Source organism: Natrinema caseinilyticum (genome assembly GCF_024227435.1).
In the GTDB taxonomy this organism is placed as follows: Archaea; Halobacteriota; Halobacteria; order Halobacteriales; family Natrialbaceae; genus Natrinema; species Natrinema caseinilyticum.
Map to the genome: position 1 here is coordinate 3,581,201 of NZ_CP100445.1, position 18,902 is coordinate 3,600,102.

The window sequence follows — 18,902 nt, forward strand, 5'->3', positions numbered from 1 at the left end:
TACCGTGGAATTACACGTCAACTGACACCTTCCACCGTCTCGAGGAGACACCCTCGACCGCGACGCATCGACCGGTGTCGCGAGGTGGGTCTGCGGCGGTTCGACGGGTTTAAGTTCGGGATAGCACTTGGTTCAAGGGAGACAGGCATCGCCTGTTTCACTGACCCGTAGGAGCAACCCTGCGTACTACGGAGGTGAACGATGGCAGATTCGGAAATCGAAACAGCAGTAGCCCGCGCACTCGAGGATGCGCCCGATCGGAACTTCACCGAGACGGTGGACCTCGCGATTAATCTGCGCGACTTAGACCTCAACGAACCGTCGAACCGCGTCGACGAGTCGATCGTCCTGCCGTCCGGAACCGGCCAGGAGACTCGCATCGTCGTCATCGCCGAGGGAGAGACAGCCGTCCGCGCCGAGGAGGTCGCGGACGACGTTCTCTCGGAGGACGACGTGGCCGATCTGGACGACGACGAGGCCAAAGACATGGCCGACGAGACGGACTTCTTCATCGCCGAGGAGGCGATGATGCAAGACATCGCCCGGCACCTGGGTACCATTCTCGGTCCCCGGGGGAAGATGCCGGACCCGCTCTCGCCCGACGACGACGTCGTCGAAACCGTCAACCGACTCAAGAACACCGTGCAGCTTCGCTCCGGCGACCGACGAACCTTCCACACCCTCGTCGGCGCCGAAGATATGGATGCGGAACAGATCGCAGACAACATCGACGTCATCCTGCGACGCCTGCACGCCGACCTCGAGAAGGGCCCCCAGAACATCGACGCCGTCTACGTAAAGACGACGATGGGCCCGTCCGTGGAGGTGGCCTAACATGAGCGCACAGGCTGAACGCAAAACCGAGAACCTTCCCCAGTGGAAGCGAGAGGAAGTCGACGAACTCGAGTCCCTCATCGCGGACTACGAGAGCGTCGGCGTCGTCGGCATCGCCGGCATTCCATCCAAGCAGCTTCAGGACATGCGCCGGGGGCTGCACGGCACCGCCGTGTTGCGCGTAAGCCGCAACACGCTGCAGACGCGCGCGCTGGAGGATGCCGGCCTCGACGACCTCGTCGACCACGTCGACGGCCAGGTCGGTCTCGTCGCGACCAACGAGAACCCGTTCTCGCTCTACAAGGAACTCGAGGCCTCCAAAACGCCCGCCCCGATCAACGAGGGCGAAGTGGCGCCGAACGACATCGTCATCCCCGAAGGGGACACCGGTGTCGATCCGGGGCCGTTCGTCGGCGAACTCCAGCAGATCGGTGCGAACGCGCGGATCGAAGAGGGGTCGATCCAGGTCATGGAGGACTCGACGGTCCTCGAGGCCGGCGAGGAAGTCTCGGCGGATCTGTCGAACGTCCTCAGCGAACTGGGCATCGAGCCGAAAGAGGTCGGTCTCGACCTGCGCGCGGTTATCGCAGACGGCGTCCAGTTCGATCCCGAAGATCTCGATATCGACGTCGACGCCTACCGGAGCGACGTTTCGTCGGCTGTCGCTGGCGCACGGAACCTCTCGATCAACGCGAGTTTCCCGACCGCAGCGACGGCCCCGACGCTCATCGCCAAGGCCACGGGCGAGGCCAAGAGCCTCGGTCTGCAGGCCGCGATCGAGGACGAAGACCTCATGCCCGACCTCGTCAGCAAGGCCGACGCGCAACTGCGTTCGCTCGCGGCCCAGATCGACGACGAGGAGGCGCTGCCCGACGAACTCCAGGACCTCGAAGCGCCTGCCGAACCGGCGGGGGCCGAGGAAGAGGAATCGACAGACGAGCAAGACGAACCCGAGGCTGCGGCCGACGATGACGAAGACGACGAAGACGACGATGGCGGTGATGGCGCGGCCGGCCTCGGTGAGATGTTCGGCTAACAACAACCGGAGGAACTTACAATGGAATACGTATACGCTGCACTCATCCTGAACGAATCGGACGAAGAGATCAACGAAGAAAACCTGACGGACGTGCTCGACGCCGCCGGCGTCGACGTCGAAGAGTCCCGCGTGAAGGCGCTCGTCGCCGCACTCGAGGACGTCGACATCGACGAGGCCGTCTCCGAGGCCGCTGCGGTTCCCGCTGGCGGGGCCGCCGCAGGCGGCGCTGCCGCGGGCGGCGAGGCGGAAGGCGAAGAGGAAGAAGAGGTCGAAGAGACCAGCGAGGTGCCGGACACGACGGACGAGGACGAGGACGAAGACGAAGAGGCCAGCGGCGAAGGTCTCGGCGAACTCTTCGGATAACGCCGTTCCGTCGAACCGGTTTCGACGAGTATCCGACACCGATTTTTATTGCGCCGTACGGCCAGTGCCGACGACGCCGACCAGCACTTCGGTGGCTCGTTGCGCGACGTGAGTCGTCTCGCATCGAGACCAATCGCTCGTCTCGCACCGAGACACTATAACCCAGTACGCGGCCAGCACGGCCGATGGTCGCTCCAGTCGAGTTCGTCTTCCAGCCGTCGCTGGCGCTGCAGTTGCTCGCGTGGGTCCTCGCCGGGTCGTTGCTCGGGTGCTGTAGCGGCCTCGTTCCGGGGCTCCACGCGAACAACTTCGCGCTCCTGCTCGCGGGGGTCGCAGCGTCGATTCCGGGGCCGCCGCTGTTCGTCGGCTGTGCGATGCTCGCCGCAGGCGTCGTTCACACGTTTCTCAACGCCGTTCCGGCGATGGCCCTCGGCGTTCCCGACGCGGAGATGGCGGTCACCGCGCTGCCGGGCCATCGGCTGGTCCTCGCGGGACGCGGGTACGAGGCGATCCGACTCTCCGCACTCGGCAGCCTCCTGGCCGTTCTGGCAGCGGTGCCACTCGCCGTTCCGGTGACCTGGGTCGTCTCGGCCGTCTATCCCGTGGTTCGGGCCCAACTCCCGCTCCTGCTGGCGATGGTCGCGGCCGCGTTGATCGCGTCGGAACGAACGACGAGGGGACGATTCGGCGGTCTCCTGTCGTTCGCGCTCGCGTCCGGTCTGGGCGCCCTCACCCTCGATCTCTCGACCGACGCACCCCTCGAGGCCGGTGGGACGCTCGCCCCGCTGTTCGCGGGCCTGTTCGGTGCGCCGGTGTTGATCGATGCGATTCGAGGGGCGGGCATGCCGCCCCAGGACGGAGACGGGATCGCGGTCTCTCGTACAACCGTCGGCGTCACTGCGGTGGCCGGCACGATCGCCGGCGGCGTCGTCGGGTACATCCCGGGTATTTCAGCGGCGATCGCCGCCGTCGCCGTTCTCGCCGTCGTTCCGAGCGAGGCCAGCGACCGCGGCTACATCGTCGCGACCAGCGGCGTCGATACGGCCAACACGATCTTCGCGCTCTTCGCGCTGGTCGTCATCGGCCAGCCCCGGACCGGTGTCATGGTCGCCTTCGATAGCTTGAACGCGCCGCTCGAGCTCCCGATGCTGCTCGCCGCCGTCGTTCTCTCCGGACTCGTCGGCTTCGCCCTCGTGATCGGTCTCGGGGACGCCTACCTCGAGCTGGTCGGTCGGGTGGCGTACTGGAAGCTCTCGGTTGCGGTTCTCGCGCTGTTGCTCGTCCTCTCGGTCCTCTTTTCCGGCCCGATCGGCATCGCGATCTTCGTCGCGGCGACCGCCGTCGGACTCGTGCCCGTTCGCCTGCGCGCCCGCCGCGTCCACCTGATGGGCGTCCTCATCGGACCGCTGATCGTCGGTCTCTGACCCGCTGTCGGCCGCGTTACGTCCCCGATGGCGCCCCTCCTGTCACACACGTTCGTACTCCCACACCCTCTCGGTTCGTACTCTCGTACACTCTCGTCCGTACTCCGGTCGGTGCCGAACGAATCACTCGCATCCGGCCACCTCACCGATGGCTCACTCGAGGCGCTACGCTGCGTTCGAGTCGCTCTCGTGCCCTCGAGCCGCTGCGACGAGGTCGCTTACCCGGTCGCTGGAAACCGGATTCGTCGTCTCACCGTCCCGTTTAATCGCGGTGCCGACGACGACGCCGTCAGCGCCCGCCTCGAGACAGTCACGGATCGTCTCGGTCGTCACGCCGCTGCCGACGAACACCGGGGTTCGATCGCATCCTCGCGCTGCGAGCGTTTCCGAGACGCGTTCGACGTCGACGAGCGGCGTCTCGACGCCCGTTCCGGGTCCTGAGACGATGACGCCGTCGGCGCGGCCGCGTTCGATCGTTTCGACGGCGGCCCGGTCGATATCTTCGTCACCGACCGGGGTGGCGTGTTTGACGTGGACGTCCGCGAGGATTCCGACGTCGGCACCGATCCGGTCTCGGAGCCGAAGCGTCTCGTGCGCTCGTCCTTCGAGGAGGCCCTGATCGGTCGTCGCCGCGCCGACGTGGACGTTGATCCGGACGAACGAGGCATCGACCGCCGCGGCGATCGAAAGCGCCGCCGCGGCGTCGTTGCGCAACACGTTGATCCCAACCGGAACGTCGACGGCGCCGGTCACTGCCGTCGCGATGGCGGTCATCTCCGCGACGACGTGTTTCGGCACGTCGTCCGGATAGAACGGCGCGTCGCCGAAGTTCTCGAGGACGATGCCGTCGATTCCGCCGGCCTCGAGCCGACGCGCGTCCTCGAGGGCGCGCGATCGGACGGCATCGCGGTCGCCGTCGAACGCCGGCGCGCCGGGCAGCGCCGGCAGGTGGACCATGCCGACGACGGGACGGTCGGCGTCGAACTCTTCTCCGAACGCTACACCCGTTCCCATGGCCGTTTTTCGTCTGCGATCGGGATAAGTTAGTGTGGCGCGGGAACGGCGTATCGGAGTGCGGTATGGAAACGGCGAGGTGCTTCGAAGGCGAACGCGAGTCGGCAATCGCCGCTCCCTTCAGGATCGTTTTCTCCCCGCCGTCACAACGTCCGATCGATGGCTGACCTGCTTGCTCCGCTGTCGCTGCGGGACGTGACGAGTCCGAACCGAATCGCCGTGTCGCCGATGTGCCAGTACTCGTGTGCGCCGGACGGCCTCCCGACCGAGTGGCATCGCGTCCACCTCGGCAGCCGGGCCGTCGGCGGTGCCGGCATCGTCATGACCGAGGCGACCGCGGTCGACCCGGCCGGTCGAATCACGCCACACGACCTGGGGATCTGGAGCGACGATCACGCGACGGCGCTCGAGCCGATTACAGACTTCGTTCGCGATCAGGGCGCGCTTCCGGCGATCCAACTCGCCCACGCGGGCCACAAAGCTAGCAAGAAGCGGCCGTGGGAGGGAAACGTCCCGATTCGACCCGACGACGGCGGCTGGGAGGTAATCTCGCCGTCGCCGGAGGCCTACCCCCCGTTCGACGGCGACCGTCCGGCGATTCGGAAGGCCGACGGAGACGACATCCAGGACGTGATCGACGCCTATCGGGACGCGGCTCGGCGCTCGCTCACCGCCGGATTCGAAATCGTCGAGATTCACGCGGCCCACGGCTACCTGCTTCACGAGTTCCTCTCGCCGGTCACGAACCGCCGGACGGACGACTACGGCGGCGGCTTCGAGAACCGAACGCGCTTGCTCCGGGACGTCGTCGCGGCGGTCCGTGAGGTCTGGCCCGACGGAAAGCCACTTTTCGTCCGCATCTCGGGGACCGACTGGCTCGACGACCGCGAGTCGTGGACCGTCGACCAATCGGCGCGCCTCGCGGCCGACCTGGCCGACCTGGGCGTCGATCTGATCGACGTCAGTTCGGGGGGAATTCACCCCGATCAGACGGTCTCCGGCGGGCCGAACTTTCAGGTGCCGCTGGCCGAACGGGTTCGCGAGGGTGCCGACGTCGCGGTCGGCGCTGTCGGCGGCGTCACGGAAGCCGAACAGGCGGACGCGCTGGTTCGCAACGGACGGGCCGACCTCGTCCTCGTCGGCCGGGAGTTCCTCCGGGATCCGTACTTCGGCCTCCGCGCTGTCGGTGCTCTCGAGCGCGATCCGGAAGCGGTCGCCGAGCAGTGGCCGGTCCAGTATCGACGGGCCGCCCGCCGGTGAGCCGCCGGTTCCGACGACGCACCTAGCCGTGGTCGTAGTCGTCCAGCCAGCCCGACACTGACGACTGCAAGGCGCCGGTCGTCGTCCCGATATTCAGGAGTTGGTACCCGTTTTCGGCCTTCCGATTGACGTCGTCCATGCCGAAACCGAGTCCGCCGACGGGAACGCCCGCGTCGACGGCCGCCGATCGAATCGTTTCGACGGCTTCCGCGACCGCTTCGTGGTCGAACTCACCCGGATGTCCCAGCGAGACGGAGAGATCCAGCGGGCCGATGAAGACGAATCCGAGTTCGGGGACCTCGAGAATTGCCGCGAGGTCGTCGAGCGCGTCTTCGGTTTCGACGGTGACGCCGACGACGACCGATTCGTCCTCGCTCGACACGTAATCGTCGGTCAGTCCCCAGCGACCCGCGCGAGGTGAGGCCATGCCGCGGCGGCCGGGTTCGCCGTCGTACTCGAACCGACCGGCCCGCACCGCCGCCTCGAGTTCCTCGGCGCTGCCGACCCGCGGGAGGAAGACGTTCCGAACGCCGGCGTCGAGTGCCTTTCGGACGAGCGTGGGATCGCTATCCGGAACCCGGACCAGCAACTCGGCGTCGGTCCCTTCTACCGCCCGGAGAAGTGCCTCCAGTCGGTCCGCGTCCCACGGGCTCGGTCCGCCGTGTTCGAGGTCGATCCAGACGAAGTCGAGACCCATCGTGGCGTAGAGTTCGACGACGGTCGGACTGTACGTGTTGTCCAGGACGCCGAGCGAGACCTCGCCGGCCTCGAGCGAGTCGCGGAGCGCGTTTCCGCGCGGACTGTGACTCATGGCCTCGCCTACTACGGCGACCACTAAAACGGAGCGTCCACCCGTCGGGGGCGGAGACGGTCACCGGCCGGGGAAACTCATTCGTCTTTCCACTTGATCGAGCACCCGCGAGAGGGCTGCCACTCGAGGTCGACGGCCTCGCCCGCGAGTACGGACTCGATCGCTTCGCGGATGTGAAACCGGGACGGCTCGTCGTCCGGATTGAGCGCGTCGTCGAGGCGGCCGTGGTAGACCAGCCGGAACTCCCCGTCCGTGCGGTCGAAGAGAAACGGATCCGGCGTACAGACCGCCCCGTACTCGCGGGCGACGTCTTGACGTTCGTCGCGCAGGTAGGCGTCGTAGTCGATCGTCCCGTCCGCGACGTACTCCCGCATCGTTTCGAACGAGTCCTCGGGATACGCCTCGGCGTCGTTGGGATTGATGCCGACGACCGCGACGTCGTCGTATTCCGCGGCCAGTTCGTTCAGCAGGTCGAACTTCGCTTTCGCGTACGGGCAGTGGTTGCACGTGAAGACGAACAAGAGCGCCTCGACGTCGGCGAACGACGCGAGCGAATACGTCTCACCGTCGGTGCCCTCGAGTTCGAAGTCGGGTGCGATATCGCCGGCCGCGAGTTCGGATTCCGATTCCGTCAGGACCATACCGAGTATTCGGCTCGTCCGTCCTTAATCGTCACGTTCGTTTCTCGTCGTCGCGTCCGTCCGGTGTCGTCGCGCTCGTCGCGACCGGCGGGCTCGAGTCTGCGGTCTGGCGCCGCCGGCACGGTCGGATTACGACGCGGAGCCTCGGACGGGCGTACAGCCCGTCACGACTGTTCGGATAGTTGCAATAACGTATTATCTGGCTCCGCGTCGTCCATCGAAGCATGCAAGGATTGCGCTGGCTCCAGATGACCGACGACGAGATAGGCGAGTTCCTCGGGCGGGGTGGGACGGGAGTCATTTCGTTCGCACCGGAGTCCGGCGACCCGCCGGTCTCGATACCGGTCTCGTACGGATTCAACGAGGACGAACAACTGTTCTACTACCAGCTATCGTTTCCGCGAGACAGCAGGAAAGGTGAACTGGTCGACAAACCCGTCTCTTTCGTCGTGTTCGACGAGATCGACGACAAGTGGCAAAGCGTCATCGCATCGGGTACGCTCGACGATCTCGAGGACACGCCGTACGAGTCGGCCACGATACAGGGGATGTGGGCGATCCAGATCCCCAGAGTCGACATCTTCGAGCGGCCGCGAGAGGAGGTCACGTTCCGGTTCTACTATCTCGATCCCGACACGTTGACGGGTCGGAAGGAAGTCCCGTCCCGGCCCTGACCGCGATACGGGGGCGCGTCCATCGCGTTCTCGAGCGGCTCTTACCCGAAGAGTTCCGCGACCGAAAGGAGGTGACCGGGGACGATCAGCAAGGCGAACCCGCCGAGGATCAACATCAGCGGGAGGACGAGCAGTCCCATGTCCGTCAGTAGCCAGAGGCCGAGACCAGCAACGACGCCGAGCAGGCCGACGAGTCGGAGGAGCCACACGAACGCTCCCTCGAGTTCCGAGTCGGCGATCACGTCTACGAGTTCGAGTACGTCGTCCATAGCCGGCCGGATGTGGCTGCCGAAGGGCCTTAGTATCACTGCTGCTCGGTCAGGCGAGGTCCACCCACCTTTAAACGCGCACGCGGCCACTCGACCGGGACGCATCAGCCGACGCTCAGTTCGCGCACGTGGTTCGGCGCTGGGCACGCCCACACGATTCGGCGTCCGGTTCGTCCGACCTCGAGAACGAGTTATTTGTTCCTCGGCCGACAGGCATGCACATATGGGAGGAATGCGGTTTCAGGCTAGAACGGAGGGCTGTATCGACGGTATCCGTCCGTTCGAGAGTGGCAGTCTATCGACGACTCACATATTTGTACCTTCGCAATAATCGACGGGATATGCAAACGCTCGAGGTCACCGACGAACAGTACGCGTTCATCCACCACCTCCGGGAGGAGATATCCGAATCGGTCGTCGGCAAGTACGGGTTCGTCCGCGAACGGGACGCCGTCCAGTTTCTGATAGACAATCTCGACGAGGACACCGAAATCGACGCCGACGGTGACGTCGACTCCTCGGCGACGGACGACGTATCCGCGTCCGTCGTGGCCGCCATCGACGGCGAGGTCGATCCGACCGAACTCGAGGAAGTGTCGTACATCGAAACCGAGACCATCGACGCCGACGAGACCTCGGACGACGAGTCCGACGGCGCGGCGTCCGACCCGGACGCCGCCGGTGATTCGGAGTCGTTCGACGCCGACGATGCGGACGGCGAGGCGGCGGGCGACGGCGACGACACGAACGCGACGGCGGCCGGTGACGTCGGCTCGGCCGACGACGACGACATGTTAGACGAGATGATGAGCCTGCTCGAGACCCACGACGACAAGTGGGAGGAGGCGACCTCGCCGGACTATCGATACGCCGTCGAACTTCCCGACGGATCGACCGACCAGGTCCAGACGAGAGACGACGTTCGGGCGTTGCTGTTCAAAAACTATCGGTGAGCCGCTCCCGCAAAAGCGCGCGTCTCGTCGCGACCGACGAACGAGAACGGTAGAACTTTACTCGCGCTCGCGCTTGCAAGCGGTATGAGCGAACGCGAGGTGCTCGAGTTGCTTCGTGAGAACGCGCGGTACTCCGCGGCGGACATCGCGCGAATGACCGACCTCGACGAGCGAGAGGTCGAGGCAGCAATCGAGGAACTCGAGGCGGCAGGCCTCGTCCGGGGCTATCAGGCGGTCGTCGACTGGGATCGGCTCGAGGACGAACGCGTCCGCGCCGAGGTCGAATTGAACGTCCGTCTCGACCGCGAGACGGGATACGACGACATCGCCGAGCGACTCGCGCGGTTCCCGCAGGTGAAAGCCCTGCGACTGGTCAGCGGCGACTACGACTTCGACATGGAAGTCGAGGGCGACTCCATCCGCGAGGTGTCCCAGTTCATCAGCGAAAAGGTCGCGCCCGTCCCCGAGATCACCCAGACGGTCACCCATTACGTCATGACTTCCTACAAGGAAAACGGGATCGAACTCGGCGACGGCGAAGACGACGACCGCCTCTCGTTTTCACCCTGATCATGACGTTCGAACTGTCAGACCGCGTGCAGACGGTCCCGCCGTCGGGGATCCGGCGTTTCTTCGAGATCGCCGAGGAACGCGACGAAGTCATCTCGCTGGGCGTGGGCGAACCGGACTTCGCGACCCCGTGGGCGGCCCGCGACGCCGCGATAACGTCGCTCGAGCAAGGCAAAACGTCGTACACGGCGAATCGGGGCAAGCGCGAACTCCGCGAGGCGATCGCCGACTACGTCGCCGACCGATTCGACCTGGGCTACGATCCCGACGAGGAGATCCTCGTCACGGCGGGCGCGAGCGAGGCTGTCGATCTGGCCTTTCGGGCGTTCGTCGACCCCGGCGACACGGTCGCGATCGCCCAGCCGTCGTACATCTCCTACGAGCCGGGCGTGATCTTCGCAGGAGGCGAGGTGCTGCCCGTCCCGACGAGAGAGGAAGACGAGTTCCGACTCACCGTCGAGGGCCTAGAGCGGGCCGGTGCGGCCGAGGCCGACCTGCTGGTGCTTTGCTACCCGAACAACCCGACCGGGGCGATCATGTCCGCCGACGACCTCGAGCCGATCGCCGAGTACGCCCGCGAGCACGACTTGACGGTCCTCTCGGACGAGATTTACGCCGAATTGACCTACGACGGTGACCACACCTCGATCGCGAGCTTCGAGGGGATGCGCGAGCGCACCATCGTCTTCAACGGCTTCTCGAAGGCCCACGCGATGACCGGCCTTCGGCTCGGATACGCGCTGGGCCCCGCCGACGCCATCGGTGCGATGAACAAGATCCACCAGTACACGATGCTCTCGGCACCGACGACGGCCCAGTACGCCGCGATCGAGGCCCTCGACTCCTGTGCGAACGACGTCCGGGAGATGGTCGATCAGTACGACCGGCGGCGACGGTTCGTCCTCTCACGGTTCCGCGAGATCGGGATGGACGTCTTCGAGGCGAAGGGCGCGTTCTACTGCTTCCCCGAGGTGCCCGAGGGCTTCACCGCGGAGGAATTCGCCGAGGACGTCCTCCGCGAACAGGGCGTCGCCGTCGTGCCGGGCGACGTCTTCGGCGACGGCGGCGCGGGCCACCTCCGAATCTCGTACGCGACCGGCCTCGAGGAACTGCGTAACGCGCTCAATCGAATCGAGGCGTTCGTCGCGGATCACGCCTGACACCGCTCGATCCCGCTTTCGGAGTCAGGAATCGGCAACCGAACCGTCTCCGGTGTGTGGAACGGTAGTCCGCTCGGCGTCGGGCGACCGAACCGTCCCGGCCGGGGTACCCGGCCCTTTCTCGAAGCATTCGACTCAGGGCTCGAGCGCGTTCTCCTCGAGCCAGGCGCCGGCCCAGCATTCGATTTCGTCGAAGACCGGCTCGAGCGATTCGCCCTTGGCGGTGAGGCTGTAGAAGGTTGCGACGGGGGCGTCCTCTTCGAGACGGCGCTGGACGAATCCCATCTCACCGAGGTCGTCGAGGACGCGCGAGAGGGTCCGCGCGTTCGCGCCGGTCGAGCGCTTGAGTTCGTTAAAACGCTGTTCGCCGCCCAGCAACTCGTGTAGGACGGCGAGGCGCCATTGGGATCCAATCTGCTCGAGGGAGGCGATGACGGGGCAGGCATCCGCGTTTCGCTCGCGGGAACTGGTCTGTGGCGATGACATCGATGTGTTCTGCGTTCGCGTACGTTACGAACGGCTTTAGTAGTTCGCTTCCGAACCGGATAACATTATGTTAGTAGATAGCGCGATGGCTGCCGCGACACCGATGGCCCCGAACCGACGGTTCGAGGGTGAACCATGACGGAGAACGAGTCGACCGCCGAGGAGGCGGCTCCCGCACTGGAGATCGACGCGGACGAGCACGATCGAACGCTCTATCGGATCCTCTCGAGCGCGGTCGTCCCGCGACCGATCGCGTGGGTGAGTACGCGAAGCGAAGCCGGCGTCGACAACCTCGCGCCGTACAGCTTCTTTACCGTCGCTTCGGTTGAACCGCCGGTCCTGCTGTTTGCGCCCGTCGACGGCGCAGACGGGCTCAAAGACACGCCGCGTAACGCCCGCGACACCGGCGAGTTCGTCGTCAATCTCGTCACCGAGGAACTGGCCGCGGCGATGAACGACACCAGCGCGACGCTGGCGGCCGGCGACAGCGAATTCGACCACGCGGGCATCGAGCGCGCCGACTCGAGCGCGGTCGAACCGCCGCGCGTCGCGGACGCGAAGGTGGCCTTCGAGTGTACCCTGCACGACCTCGTCGACGTCGGCGGTTCGACGCTCGTCCTCGGCGAGGTTCGTCGCGTCCACCTCGCGGAATCCGTGACGACCGACGGGAAGATCGACGTCGACGAAATCGACGCCGTCGGGCGGCTCGCGGGGAGTCGATACGCCCGAACCGCAGACCGGTTCTCGCTCGAGCGGCCGCCGTAAGGCGAGTTCCGCGAGGCGAAGGCGGCGACTGCTCTCGGACTGCGAAATCCGTTCAGCACACAGGCCGCTCTGTGTGCCCGCTTTCGTCCGATTTCGAGGGGTCACTCATATAGACAGTGACGTTTCAAGTGTCGCCTTTAGGATCGAAACCAGCGTGGAAGAGGCTCTGTCCGACGGCGACTCGCACCCGTCACACGAACGGAGCGATATCGGCGTTCGAAGACGTGACCTCGTGGTTCTCGGCGCAGCGACGGCGCTCAGAACCGGATTTGGAACGGCTGGAGCGACGGCGTCCGCTTTCGAGACCGTCCAGGACGATGGTGGAGAACCGAGCGGGCTCTTCTTCGCCGCGTTGACCGGCGATCAGCAGCTGGAACCGGTCGAGACGACCGCGACGGGCGGGGCGGTGGTCAGCCTGAGCAAGGACGGGAGCGAACTCGAGTACGCGGTGCTCGCGAACGCCATCCGGGACGCCACGCAGGCGCACATTCACCTCGGCTCCGACGGTGACGCGGGCCCCGTCGTCGCGTGGCTCTATCCCGGTCCTGACGCGACCGGGCCCGAACCGCAGGCTGGACGGTTCGACGGCGTTCTCGCGCCCGGCGCGATCACCGCCGATACCCTCACCGGTGATCTCGAAGGAGAGTCTCTCGATGCGATCAGGGACGGATCCGCGTCCGTGATCGTCCACACCGAAACCCACCCCGACGGCGAGATCGGCGGCCGACTCGTCGGCGTCGAGGAGGTCGCCGCCGCGCTTTCGAACACCGATTCGAACGACGAGGGAACGAACGCGGACGAGTCGGTCGAACCCGTCGACGTTCCGGAAGACGCGACCTGTGCGGTCTGTAACATGGTTCTCGCGGAGTTCCCCGACCGGAACGCGCAACTCGTCTACGAGGACAGCGAGCGCGTCTACTTCTGCTCGCCCGGCCGCATGGCCGCGTACTACGTCGTTCCCGAGCAGTTTGGCGCCCCCGACGCGCCGGTCGCGGGGATCTGGGCGCGCGATTTCGAGACCCGCGAACTGATCGACGGGTTCGAGGCGAACTTCGTGCTCGAGACCGACCCCGACCGCGTCGAGGACCCGATGCGGTTGAACCCGCTTCCCTTCGCCGACGAGGCGGAGGCGACGGCGTACGTCGAACAGTACGACGACCTCGACCGGGACGACGTCGTGCCGATCGACGAGTTCGAACGGGACGTCGCGGACCTGTACCGGGGACGGTTACTCGACGGGACCGATTCCGGTTGAAGGGTGTCGAAGGACGTGGCGTCGCCGAGAAGCGTGGCGTCTCGAGCGGTCACGTCCGTCGGCCGCCGTTCGACCGGGTCGGGGAAGACGACGTCCAAACTCGAGTCCCGCCGACGGCCGTTCGACGAGCGAAGCCGACGGACCGAGTCGTCCGAGCGACGACGGTCACGGACGAGACCGCCGTCGTCTTCGTCGGTCTCGCCGGGTGAATGGGGAGCGAACGACAGGGGGAGTTAGCGAACGGCCGGTTTCCCGTCTTCGAGTATCGCCTCGAGATTCTCGAGCGATCGCAGGCTGATCGGCGCGTATCCCGCCTGGTGGAGTGGCAGTTCGAACGCGATCCGACAGCGATCGTCGCCGAGGTCGTCGACGCGGTGGCCGGCGGCCGGAATTTCGGTCACTCGCCAGGTCCACCGGCGGTCCGCACACGAGGTGATCCGAAACGGAACCCAGACGCCGGGAAGCCGCACCCGACCGGTCGTCCCGGTTCGAATTCGACGGTCCGTCGCCTCGACGCCGAGGACGACCGGCGACCACTCGGGCCACAGCGTCGTGTCGACGATGGCCTCCCAGGCGTCGGTTGCGGGGACCGACAGGACGTTCGAGACCTCGAGACGGCTTCCCTCCGGCGTTCGCACGGTCCGGACTCGAGTCATCGGGTAATCCTACGCGGTCCGTAACCATGGTGATTTGGACGAGAAAACCGCCGCCGGTCGGCCGGTCGTCGTCGCTCTCCTGACTGTCAATTGCCGCTAGATTTTACTGGGGCGGCTGCCTCGGTCGCGCTATCCAATGGCGATACTCGAAGTGGACGACCTCCGAAAGGAGTACGGCGGCTTCGTCGCCGTCGAGGGGAGTTCCTTTTCGATAACGCGTGGCGAGGTCTTCGGCGTGGTCGGTCCGAACGGTGCGGAAAGACCACGACGCTGAAGATGCTGGCCGGGCTGATCGAGCCGTCCGCCGGAAGTGCCGTCGGCGCCGGCCACACACCCGGAGAGCCCGCGATGCAGCGCCGACTCGGATTTCTCCCGGAGGAGTCACCGCTGTACGAGGAGCTGACCGCGGTCGACTACCTCGAGTTCTTCGCGGACCTCTACGACGTTCCCCGGGACGTCGCCCGCGAGCGGATCCACGGGTCGCTGGACAGGTTGGATCTCGAGCATCGCGACCGCCGGATCGGCAACATGTCGAAGGGGATGCGACGGTAGGTCGCGATCGCGCGGGCGCTGGTGAACGATCCCGACGTCCTGATCTTCGACGAGCCGGCGTCGGGGCTGGATCCGTTGACGACCAACTACATCATCGAGTTCACGCGCGAACTGAGCGACGAGGGGAAGACGATCGGTGTTCATCAGCGGGTCGATCGCCGTCGACTCGCTGATCGAAGAACGACAGCGTGGCACCCTCGAACTCCTGCGGGTGGCTCCCCTCTCGCTCGCCGACGTGATCGACGCGAAACTGCTCGCGACGGCAGCGCTCGCGCCGATTCAGGCGATCGCCTGGTTCCTTCTGCTGACGATCAACGGCACCGCCGTCGCGATGCCCGCCGCGCTGGTCGTACTGGTGGCCGCGCTCGTGCTGCTCGTCGTCGCCGTCGGTATCGCGACCGCACTGGTCGCTCCCGATCGCCGGCAGGCCCAGTTGGTCTACTCCGTGGCCGCCGTGGGTGCGCTGGTCGTCTCGACGGTCCTTCCGGAACACCCCGCGAATACCGTTGCGAAGTTCGCGATCGGTAATCCGACCGCGACGACGTGGGGCTTGCTCGCCGCCTACTGCGTCCTCGCGGTCGGCGCGTTCCTCGTCGCCAGACGGGGCGTCGGCCGACTCGACGCCGACTCGCTTCGGGTTTGATTCGGGGGCGAGTACCACCTCCGTTCGGTCCGCGGGCTCGAGGACGGGTTCGCTCGGGTCGAGTCGAACGGCCGGAGCGAGCCGACGTGGACGACTCGTCCATCCGGATCGTCAGATTGCCGTCGGAGCGACTGTAACAGGTTCTTATAGCAGGTACTTAACGCGTCGAGGCGCTATGATCCCTATCCGAGGATGAGTAATCGCGATCCACCCGAACAGCGTCGAGCGAACCACGATTCGCCCGACCAGCAGCGCGCAGATCGGACGCCGCCCGAACGGGAACCGGTCCGTGAGGCGGTCGAACGGGCCAGAAGCGGTGCACCGGCGGTCGGGGCGGTCGTTCGCGATCGGTTCTCGTCCGACGAAATCTTCCAGCGGATCGTCGCCGCGGCCGACGAGGAAATCACCTCCGGGAATCGCGAACTCTTCTTCAGCGGCCTCGCCGGGGGCTTTGCGATCACCATCACGTTTCTGCTGTACGCGTCGATGACGGCGTCGACGGACGGCGATCCGATCTTGAGTTCGCTCCTGTATCCCCTGGGGTTCATCTACATCATTATCGGCGGTTACCAACTCTATACCGAGAACACGCTGCCGCCAGTTGCCCTGACACTCGAGCGACTCGCCAGCGTCCCTGCGCTGTTGCGCCACTGGACGATCGTGCTGGCGGGTAATTTCACGGGTGGCGGACTCGGCGCGATGGCCCTCTCGTGGGGCGACGTCTTCGACGACGACGCGGCGGTTGCCGCGACGGAACTGGCGGAGAAAGGGATCGAGACGCCGTGGTGGACGCTGTTCTCGAAAGCGGCGTTCGCGGGTCTGATCGTCGCCGGCGTCGTCTGGATCGTCTACGCCTCTCGTGACACGATCTCGCGGCTCGTCGCCGTCTATCTGGCCTTCCTCGCGATCCCCCTCGGGAACCTGTTTCACGTCGTCGTCTCGTTTACCGAGATGGTCTACATGGTGCTCGGCGGTGAAATCGCCGTAGTCGTCGGCGTGACCGAATTCGTTCTGCCGGTCCTGCTCGGAAACACCATCGGCGGCATCGCCCTCGTCACCGTCGTCAACTACTTCCAGACGAGCGAGCGCCGCCTCGAGTCGGCACGCTTCGAAGGCGCGGACCGACAGCTTTCGCTTCGAGAGTGGGTCCTCGGCAGTTACGGGGGACGGTCGTACGTCCCGTTGATAAACACCACCGAGACGCACGCGGCCGAGGACGGTGCGTATCGCATTCTCGTTCCGATCGCGAACCCGCGAACCGAAACGGGGATCGTCGATTTCGCCTGCACGCTCGCGGGCGGCCACGACAACGCGGTCATTCACGCCGTTCACATCGTCCAGATACCGGACCGATCGCCCATGCGATTCAGCGCGGGACAGACCGAGCGGATCGTTGCCGAATCGGAAGAACAGATGGACGGTGTCCGAGAACGGGCCGCCGCGTTCGACGTCGACTGCGAAACGTCGACGGTCGTCTCGTATCGCGCGTTCGAGGCCGTTTTCGACACCGCGGAGCGCGAACAGACAGATCTCGTTTTGCTGGGATGGGGTGCCGACCGTCCGTGGGGCGCCGGTCGCGTCGAACCTCGGATCGACGAGTTGACCAAAAACCTTCCCTGTGACTTCCTGATCCTCAAAGATCGGGATCTGGACACGTCGCGGGTCCTCCTCCCGACCGCCGGCGGCCCGGACGCGGACCTGAGCGCGGAGGTCGCGCGGACGCTCCGGACGGAGACCGACGCCGAGATCACGCTCTTGCACGTCGTCGCCGGTCGAGACGACCGCGCGGCGGGAGAACAGTTCCTCACCGAGTGGGCCGCGGACCACGACCTCGAGGACGCGACGATCACCGTCGACGAGTCCGGCGACGTCGAGGACGCCATCTGTCGTGCGTCCCCGGACCACTCGCTGATCCTCATCGGGGTGACCGAGGCGGGCGTACTCTCGCGGCTCATGCGAGATTCGTTACACATGGACGTCGTCAACGAGGTCGAGAGTTCGGTCCTGATCACGGAGCGACCGACCGACCGCACCGTGCTTCAACGACTGTTCGGGCGCAGGTAGGTCGTCGCGTCGGGCGCGAAGACGTCCCGCTCGTCTGTCGCGGGCCGAAAAACCGAAGTCGCAACGAAACGGCCGATTTCGGCGCGCTCATCTGCGTCGGATCACGCCTGTCAGTCGCGAGACGATGCCGTTATCGTCGTTTGCGTTCGCGGTTCGGTCGTCACGTTCGTCTGCCATATCCGGCCGGTTCGCTATCGCTTCGACCAGTAAAATATAACCGCCGCGTCCGGCGCACTATCTATTGCCGCACTGCATACAGTTTTGCCGGTCGTTTGCGTGCGGCCCGTATGGAGTACACGACGCTCGGTTCGACCGGAATGCAAGTCAGTCGCATCTGCCTGGGCTGTATGAGCTTCGGCTCGGACGACTGGCGGGAGTGGGTGCTGGACGACGAGGAAAGCGAGGAGATCATCGACCGCGCGATCGACCTCGGGATCAACTTCTTCGACACCGCGAACATGTACTCGATGGGCGAGTCGGAGCGCGTACTCGGGGAGGCACTCGAGGGCTACGAGGAGGAGTCGGTCGTCGCGACGAAGGGGTTCTTCAGGATGCAGGAGGACGACCCCAACTCCGGTGGGCTCTCGCGGAAGGCGATCGAACAGGAACTGGCGGCGAGTCGCGACCGACTCGGGATGGACACGATCGATCTCTACCAGATCCATCGGCTCGATCACAAGACGCCGATCGAGACGACGCTTCGGGCGCTCGACGACGCGGTCCGCCGGGGTCACGTTCGATACGTCGGCGCATCTTCGATGTGGGCCTACCAGTTCGCGGACGCGTTGCACACGAGCGACTCGCTTGGCCTCGAGCGGTTCGCGACGATGCAGAACCACTACAACCTCGTCTATCGGGAGGAAGAACGGGAGATGCTCCCCCTCTGTCAGAAAGAGTCCGTCGGCGTCCTCCCGTGGTCGCCGCTGGCTCGCGGATACTTGACGCGACCGCACGAGGAAATCGACGCGACGACACGCGGCGAGGCCGAGGAGCGAATGTACGAACACCCCTACCGCGAGGGCGGCGGAGCGACGGTCAACGAGCGCGTCGCCGAACTGGCCGACGACAGGGGAGTCACCATGGCTCAGATCGCGCTCTCGTGGCTGTTCCACAAGGAGTGGGTCGACGCGCCGATCGTCGGCACCACCAGCGTCGAACACCTCGAGCAGGCCGTCGAAGCGCTCGATATTTCGCTGTCCGACTCTGATCTCGAGTACCTCGAAGAGCCGTACGAACCGGTGCCCGTCTCCGGTCACGTCTGACCCGCCTCCGATCTGCGTCGACAGGCCTCGGACCCGATGGCGGCCGAATCGGCCGACGGTACCCGCTCCGACAACCCCTGACGACACGACCCACAGTCGATCGCGTCGATACTCACCTGGACGTTCCCGCCGCGTCCGCCCCCGCGCGACGATTCCGTCGTTCCTCTCGGTTGCGGAATCCGTCGTTCGTCCCGATGGCGGTGACCG

At 65.7% G+C, this 18,902-nt stretch carries 20 protein-coding genes and 2 pseudogenes; 16 read left to right on the plus strand and 6 right to left on the minus strand.

Features of this window, described 5'->3' with window-relative positions:
• The first annotated feature begins 201 nt into the window (after nt 1-201).
• The 4 genes from NJT13_RS17615 to NJT13_RS17630 all read left to right on the plus strand — a co-directional run bounded on the left by NJT13_RS17615 (nt 202) and on the right by NJT13_RS17630 (nt 3,660).
• Nucleotides 202-834: a 50S ribosomal protein L1 gene (locus NJT13_RS17615; RefSeq protein WP_254523053.1), complete on the plus strand. Its 633-nt coding sequence runs from the start codon at nt 202-204 to the stop codon at nt 832-834.
• Nucleotide 835: 1 nt separating this feature from the next.
• Nucleotides 836-1,870: a 50S ribosomal protein L10 gene (locus NJT13_RS17620; RefSeq protein WP_254523056.1), complete on the plus strand. Its 1,035-nt coding sequence runs from the start codon at nt 836-838 to the stop codon at nt 1,868-1,870.
• Between the two features lie 21 nt (nt 1,871-1,891).
• A complete protein-coding gene (gene rpl12p / locus NJT13_RS17625; RefSeq protein WP_254523057.1) occupies nt 1,892-2,236 on the plus strand; it encodes a 50S ribosomal protein P1 in 345 nt (114 codons plus the stop codon).
• A 185-nt stretch (nt 2,237-2,421) separates the two neighbouring features.
• The gene (locus NJT13_RS17630; RefSeq protein WP_254523058.1) at nt 2,422-3,660 is read left to right on the plus strand and encodes a tripartite tricarboxylate transporter permease; all 1,239 of its coding nucleotides are present in this window, start codon (nt 2,422-2,424) and stop codon (nt 3,658-3,660) included.
• 165 nt (nt 3,661-3,825) lie between these two features.
• Here NJT13_RS17630 and NJT13_RS17635 read toward each other — a convergent pair whose 3' ends face one another.
• Nucleotides 3,826-4,674 carry a BtpA/SgcQ family protein gene (locus NJT13_RS17635; protein ID WP_254523059.1) on the minus strand — a complete coding sequence of 283 codons (849 nt, stop codon included), beginning with the start codon at nt 4,672-4,674 and terminating at the stop codon, nt 3,826-3,828.
• 159 nt (nt 4,675-4,833) lie between these two features.
• Between NJT13_RS17635 and NJT13_RS17640 the strand changes: the two genes are divergently transcribed.
• A complete protein-coding gene (locus tag NJT13_RS17640) occupies nt 4,834-5,934 on the plus strand; it encodes an NADH:flavin oxidoreductase/NADH oxidase (protein ID WP_254523062.1) in 1,101 nt (366 codons plus the stop codon).
• 22 nt (nt 5,935-5,956) lie between these two features.
• Here the strand turns inward: NJT13_RS17640 and NJT13_RS17645 are convergent, their stop codons facing one another.
• Together NJT13_RS17645 and NJT13_RS17650 are read right to left on the minus strand one after the other, a co-directional pair.
• Entirely contained in the window at nt 5,957-6,745 is a 789-nt protein-coding gene (locus NJT13_RS17645; RefSeq protein ID WP_254523063.1) for an HpcH/HpaI aldolase family protein, read from the minus strand.
• Between the two features lie 77 nt (nt 6,746-6,822).
• Entirely contained in the window at nt 6,823-7,386 is a 564-nt protein-coding gene (locus NJT13_RS17650) for a thioredoxin family protein (RefSeq protein ID WP_254523064.1), read from the minus strand.
• Between the two features lie 224 nt (nt 7,387-7,610).
• On the opposite strand from NJT13_RS17650, the gene NJT13_RS17655 reads away from it, so the two are divergent.
• On the plus strand, nt 7,611-8,060 hold the full coding sequence (locus tag NJT13_RS17655; protein ID WP_254523067.1) for a pyridoxamine 5'-phosphate oxidase family protein: 450 nt from the start codon (nt 7,611-7,613) through the stop codon (nt 8,058-8,060).
• A gap of 41 nt (nt 8,061-8,101) precedes the next feature.
• On the opposite strand, the gene NJT13_RS17660 is transcribed toward NJT13_RS17655, so the two are convergent.
• Nucleotides 8,102-8,329: a hypothetical protein gene (locus NJT13_RS17660; RefSeq protein ID WP_254523070.1), complete on the minus strand. Its 228-nt coding sequence runs from the start codon at nt 8,327-8,329 to the stop codon at nt 8,102-8,104.
• A gap of 341 nt (nt 8,330-8,670) precedes the next feature.
• Between NJT13_RS17660 and NJT13_RS17665 the strand changes: the two genes are divergently transcribed.
• From NJT13_RS17665 to NJT13_RS17675, 3 genes are all read left to right on the plus strand, one after another.
• Nucleotides 8,671-9,282, plus strand: a complete 612-nt coding sequence (locus NJT13_RS17665) for a hypothetical protein (RefSeq protein WP_254523072.1) — start codon at nt 8,671-8,673, stop codon at nt 9,280-9,282.
• Between the two features lie 84 nt (nt 9,283-9,366).
• The gene (locus NJT13_RS17670; RefSeq protein WP_254523074.1) at nt 9,367-9,852 is read left to right on the plus strand and encodes an Lrp/AsnC family transcriptional regulator; all 486 of its coding nucleotides are present in this window, start codon (nt 9,367-9,369) and stop codon (nt 9,850-9,852) included.
• A gap of 2 nt (nt 9,853-9,854) precedes the next feature.
• Nucleotides 9,855-11,012 carry a pyridoxal phosphate-dependent aminotransferase gene (locus NJT13_RS17675; protein ID WP_254523077.1) on the plus strand — a complete coding sequence of 386 codons (1,158 nt, stop codon included), beginning with the start codon at nt 9,855-9,857 and terminating at the stop codon, nt 11,010-11,012.
• Between the two features lie 135 nt (nt 11,013-11,147).
• Here NJT13_RS17675 and NJT13_RS17680 read toward each other — a convergent pair whose 3' ends face one another.
• The gene (locus NJT13_RS17680; RefSeq protein ID WP_254523078.1) at nt 11,148-11,498 is read right to left on the minus strand and encodes a winged helix-turn-helix transcriptional regulator; all 351 of its coding nucleotides are present in this window, start codon (nt 11,496-11,498) and stop codon (nt 11,148-11,150) included.
• 135 nt (nt 11,499-11,633) lie between these two features.
• Between NJT13_RS17680 and NJT13_RS17685 the strand changes: the two genes are divergently transcribed.
• The 3 genes from NJT13_RS17685 to NJT13_RS17695 all read left to right on the plus strand — a co-directional run bounded on the left by NJT13_RS17685 (nt 11,634) and on the right by NJT13_RS17695 (nt 13,727).
• Entirely contained in the window at nt 11,634-12,263 is a 630-nt protein-coding gene (locus NJT13_RS17685) for a flavin reductase family protein (RefSeq protein ID WP_254523079.1), read from the plus strand.
• 154 nt (nt 12,264-12,417) lie between these two features.
• Entirely contained in the window at nt 12,418-13,518 is a 1,101-nt protein-coding gene (locus NJT13_RS17690; RefSeq protein WP_254523080.1) for a CHRD domain-containing protein, read from the plus strand.
• Nucleotides 13,515-13,727, plus strand: coding sequence for a hypothetical protein (locus NJT13_RS17695; RefSeq protein ID WP_254523082.1), 213 nt, complete (start codon nt 13,515-13,517; stop codon nt 13,725-13,727). Before NJT13_RS17690 ends, NJT13_RS17695 begins: the two co-directional genes overlap by 4 nt.
• Nucleotides 13,728-13,751: 24 nt before the next feature.
• Here NJT13_RS17695 and NJT13_RS17700 read toward each other — a convergent pair whose 3' ends face one another.
• Nucleotides 13,752-14,174 carry an SRPBCC family protein gene (locus NJT13_RS17700; RefSeq protein ID WP_254523083.1) on the minus strand — a complete coding sequence of 141 codons (423 nt, stop codon included), beginning with the start codon at nt 14,172-14,174 and terminating at the stop codon, nt 13,752-13,754.
• A 136-nt stretch (nt 14,175-14,310) separates the two neighbouring features.
• Between NJT13_RS17700 and NJT13_RS17705 the strand changes: the two are divergent.
• The 4 genes and pseudogenes from NJT13_RS17705 to NJT13_RS17720 all read left to right on the plus strand — a co-directional run.
• Nucleotides 14,311-14,861 (plus strand): annotated as a pseudogene (locus NJT13_RS17705) (ABC transporter ATP-binding protein); the annotation flags it as partial.
• A 1-nt stretch (nt 14,862) separates the two neighbouring features.
• Nucleotides 14,863-15,369 (plus strand): annotated as a pseudogene (locus tag NJT13_RS17710) (ABC transporter permease); the annotation flags it as partial.
• A gap of 192 nt (nt 15,370-15,561) precedes the next feature.
• Nucleotides 15,562-17,433, plus strand: a complete 1,872-nt coding sequence (locus NJT13_RS17715) for a formate/nitrite transporter family protein (protein ID WP_254523086.1) — start codon at nt 15,562-15,564, stop codon at nt 17,431-17,433.
• A gap of 287 nt (nt 17,434-17,720) precedes the next feature.
• The gene (locus NJT13_RS17720; RefSeq protein ID WP_254523088.1) at nt 17,721-18,695 is read left to right on the plus strand and encodes an aldo/keto reductase; all 975 of its coding nucleotides are present in this window, start codon (nt 17,721-17,723) and stop codon (nt 18,693-18,695) included.
• Nucleotides 18,696-18,902: the final 207 nt, after the last annotated feature.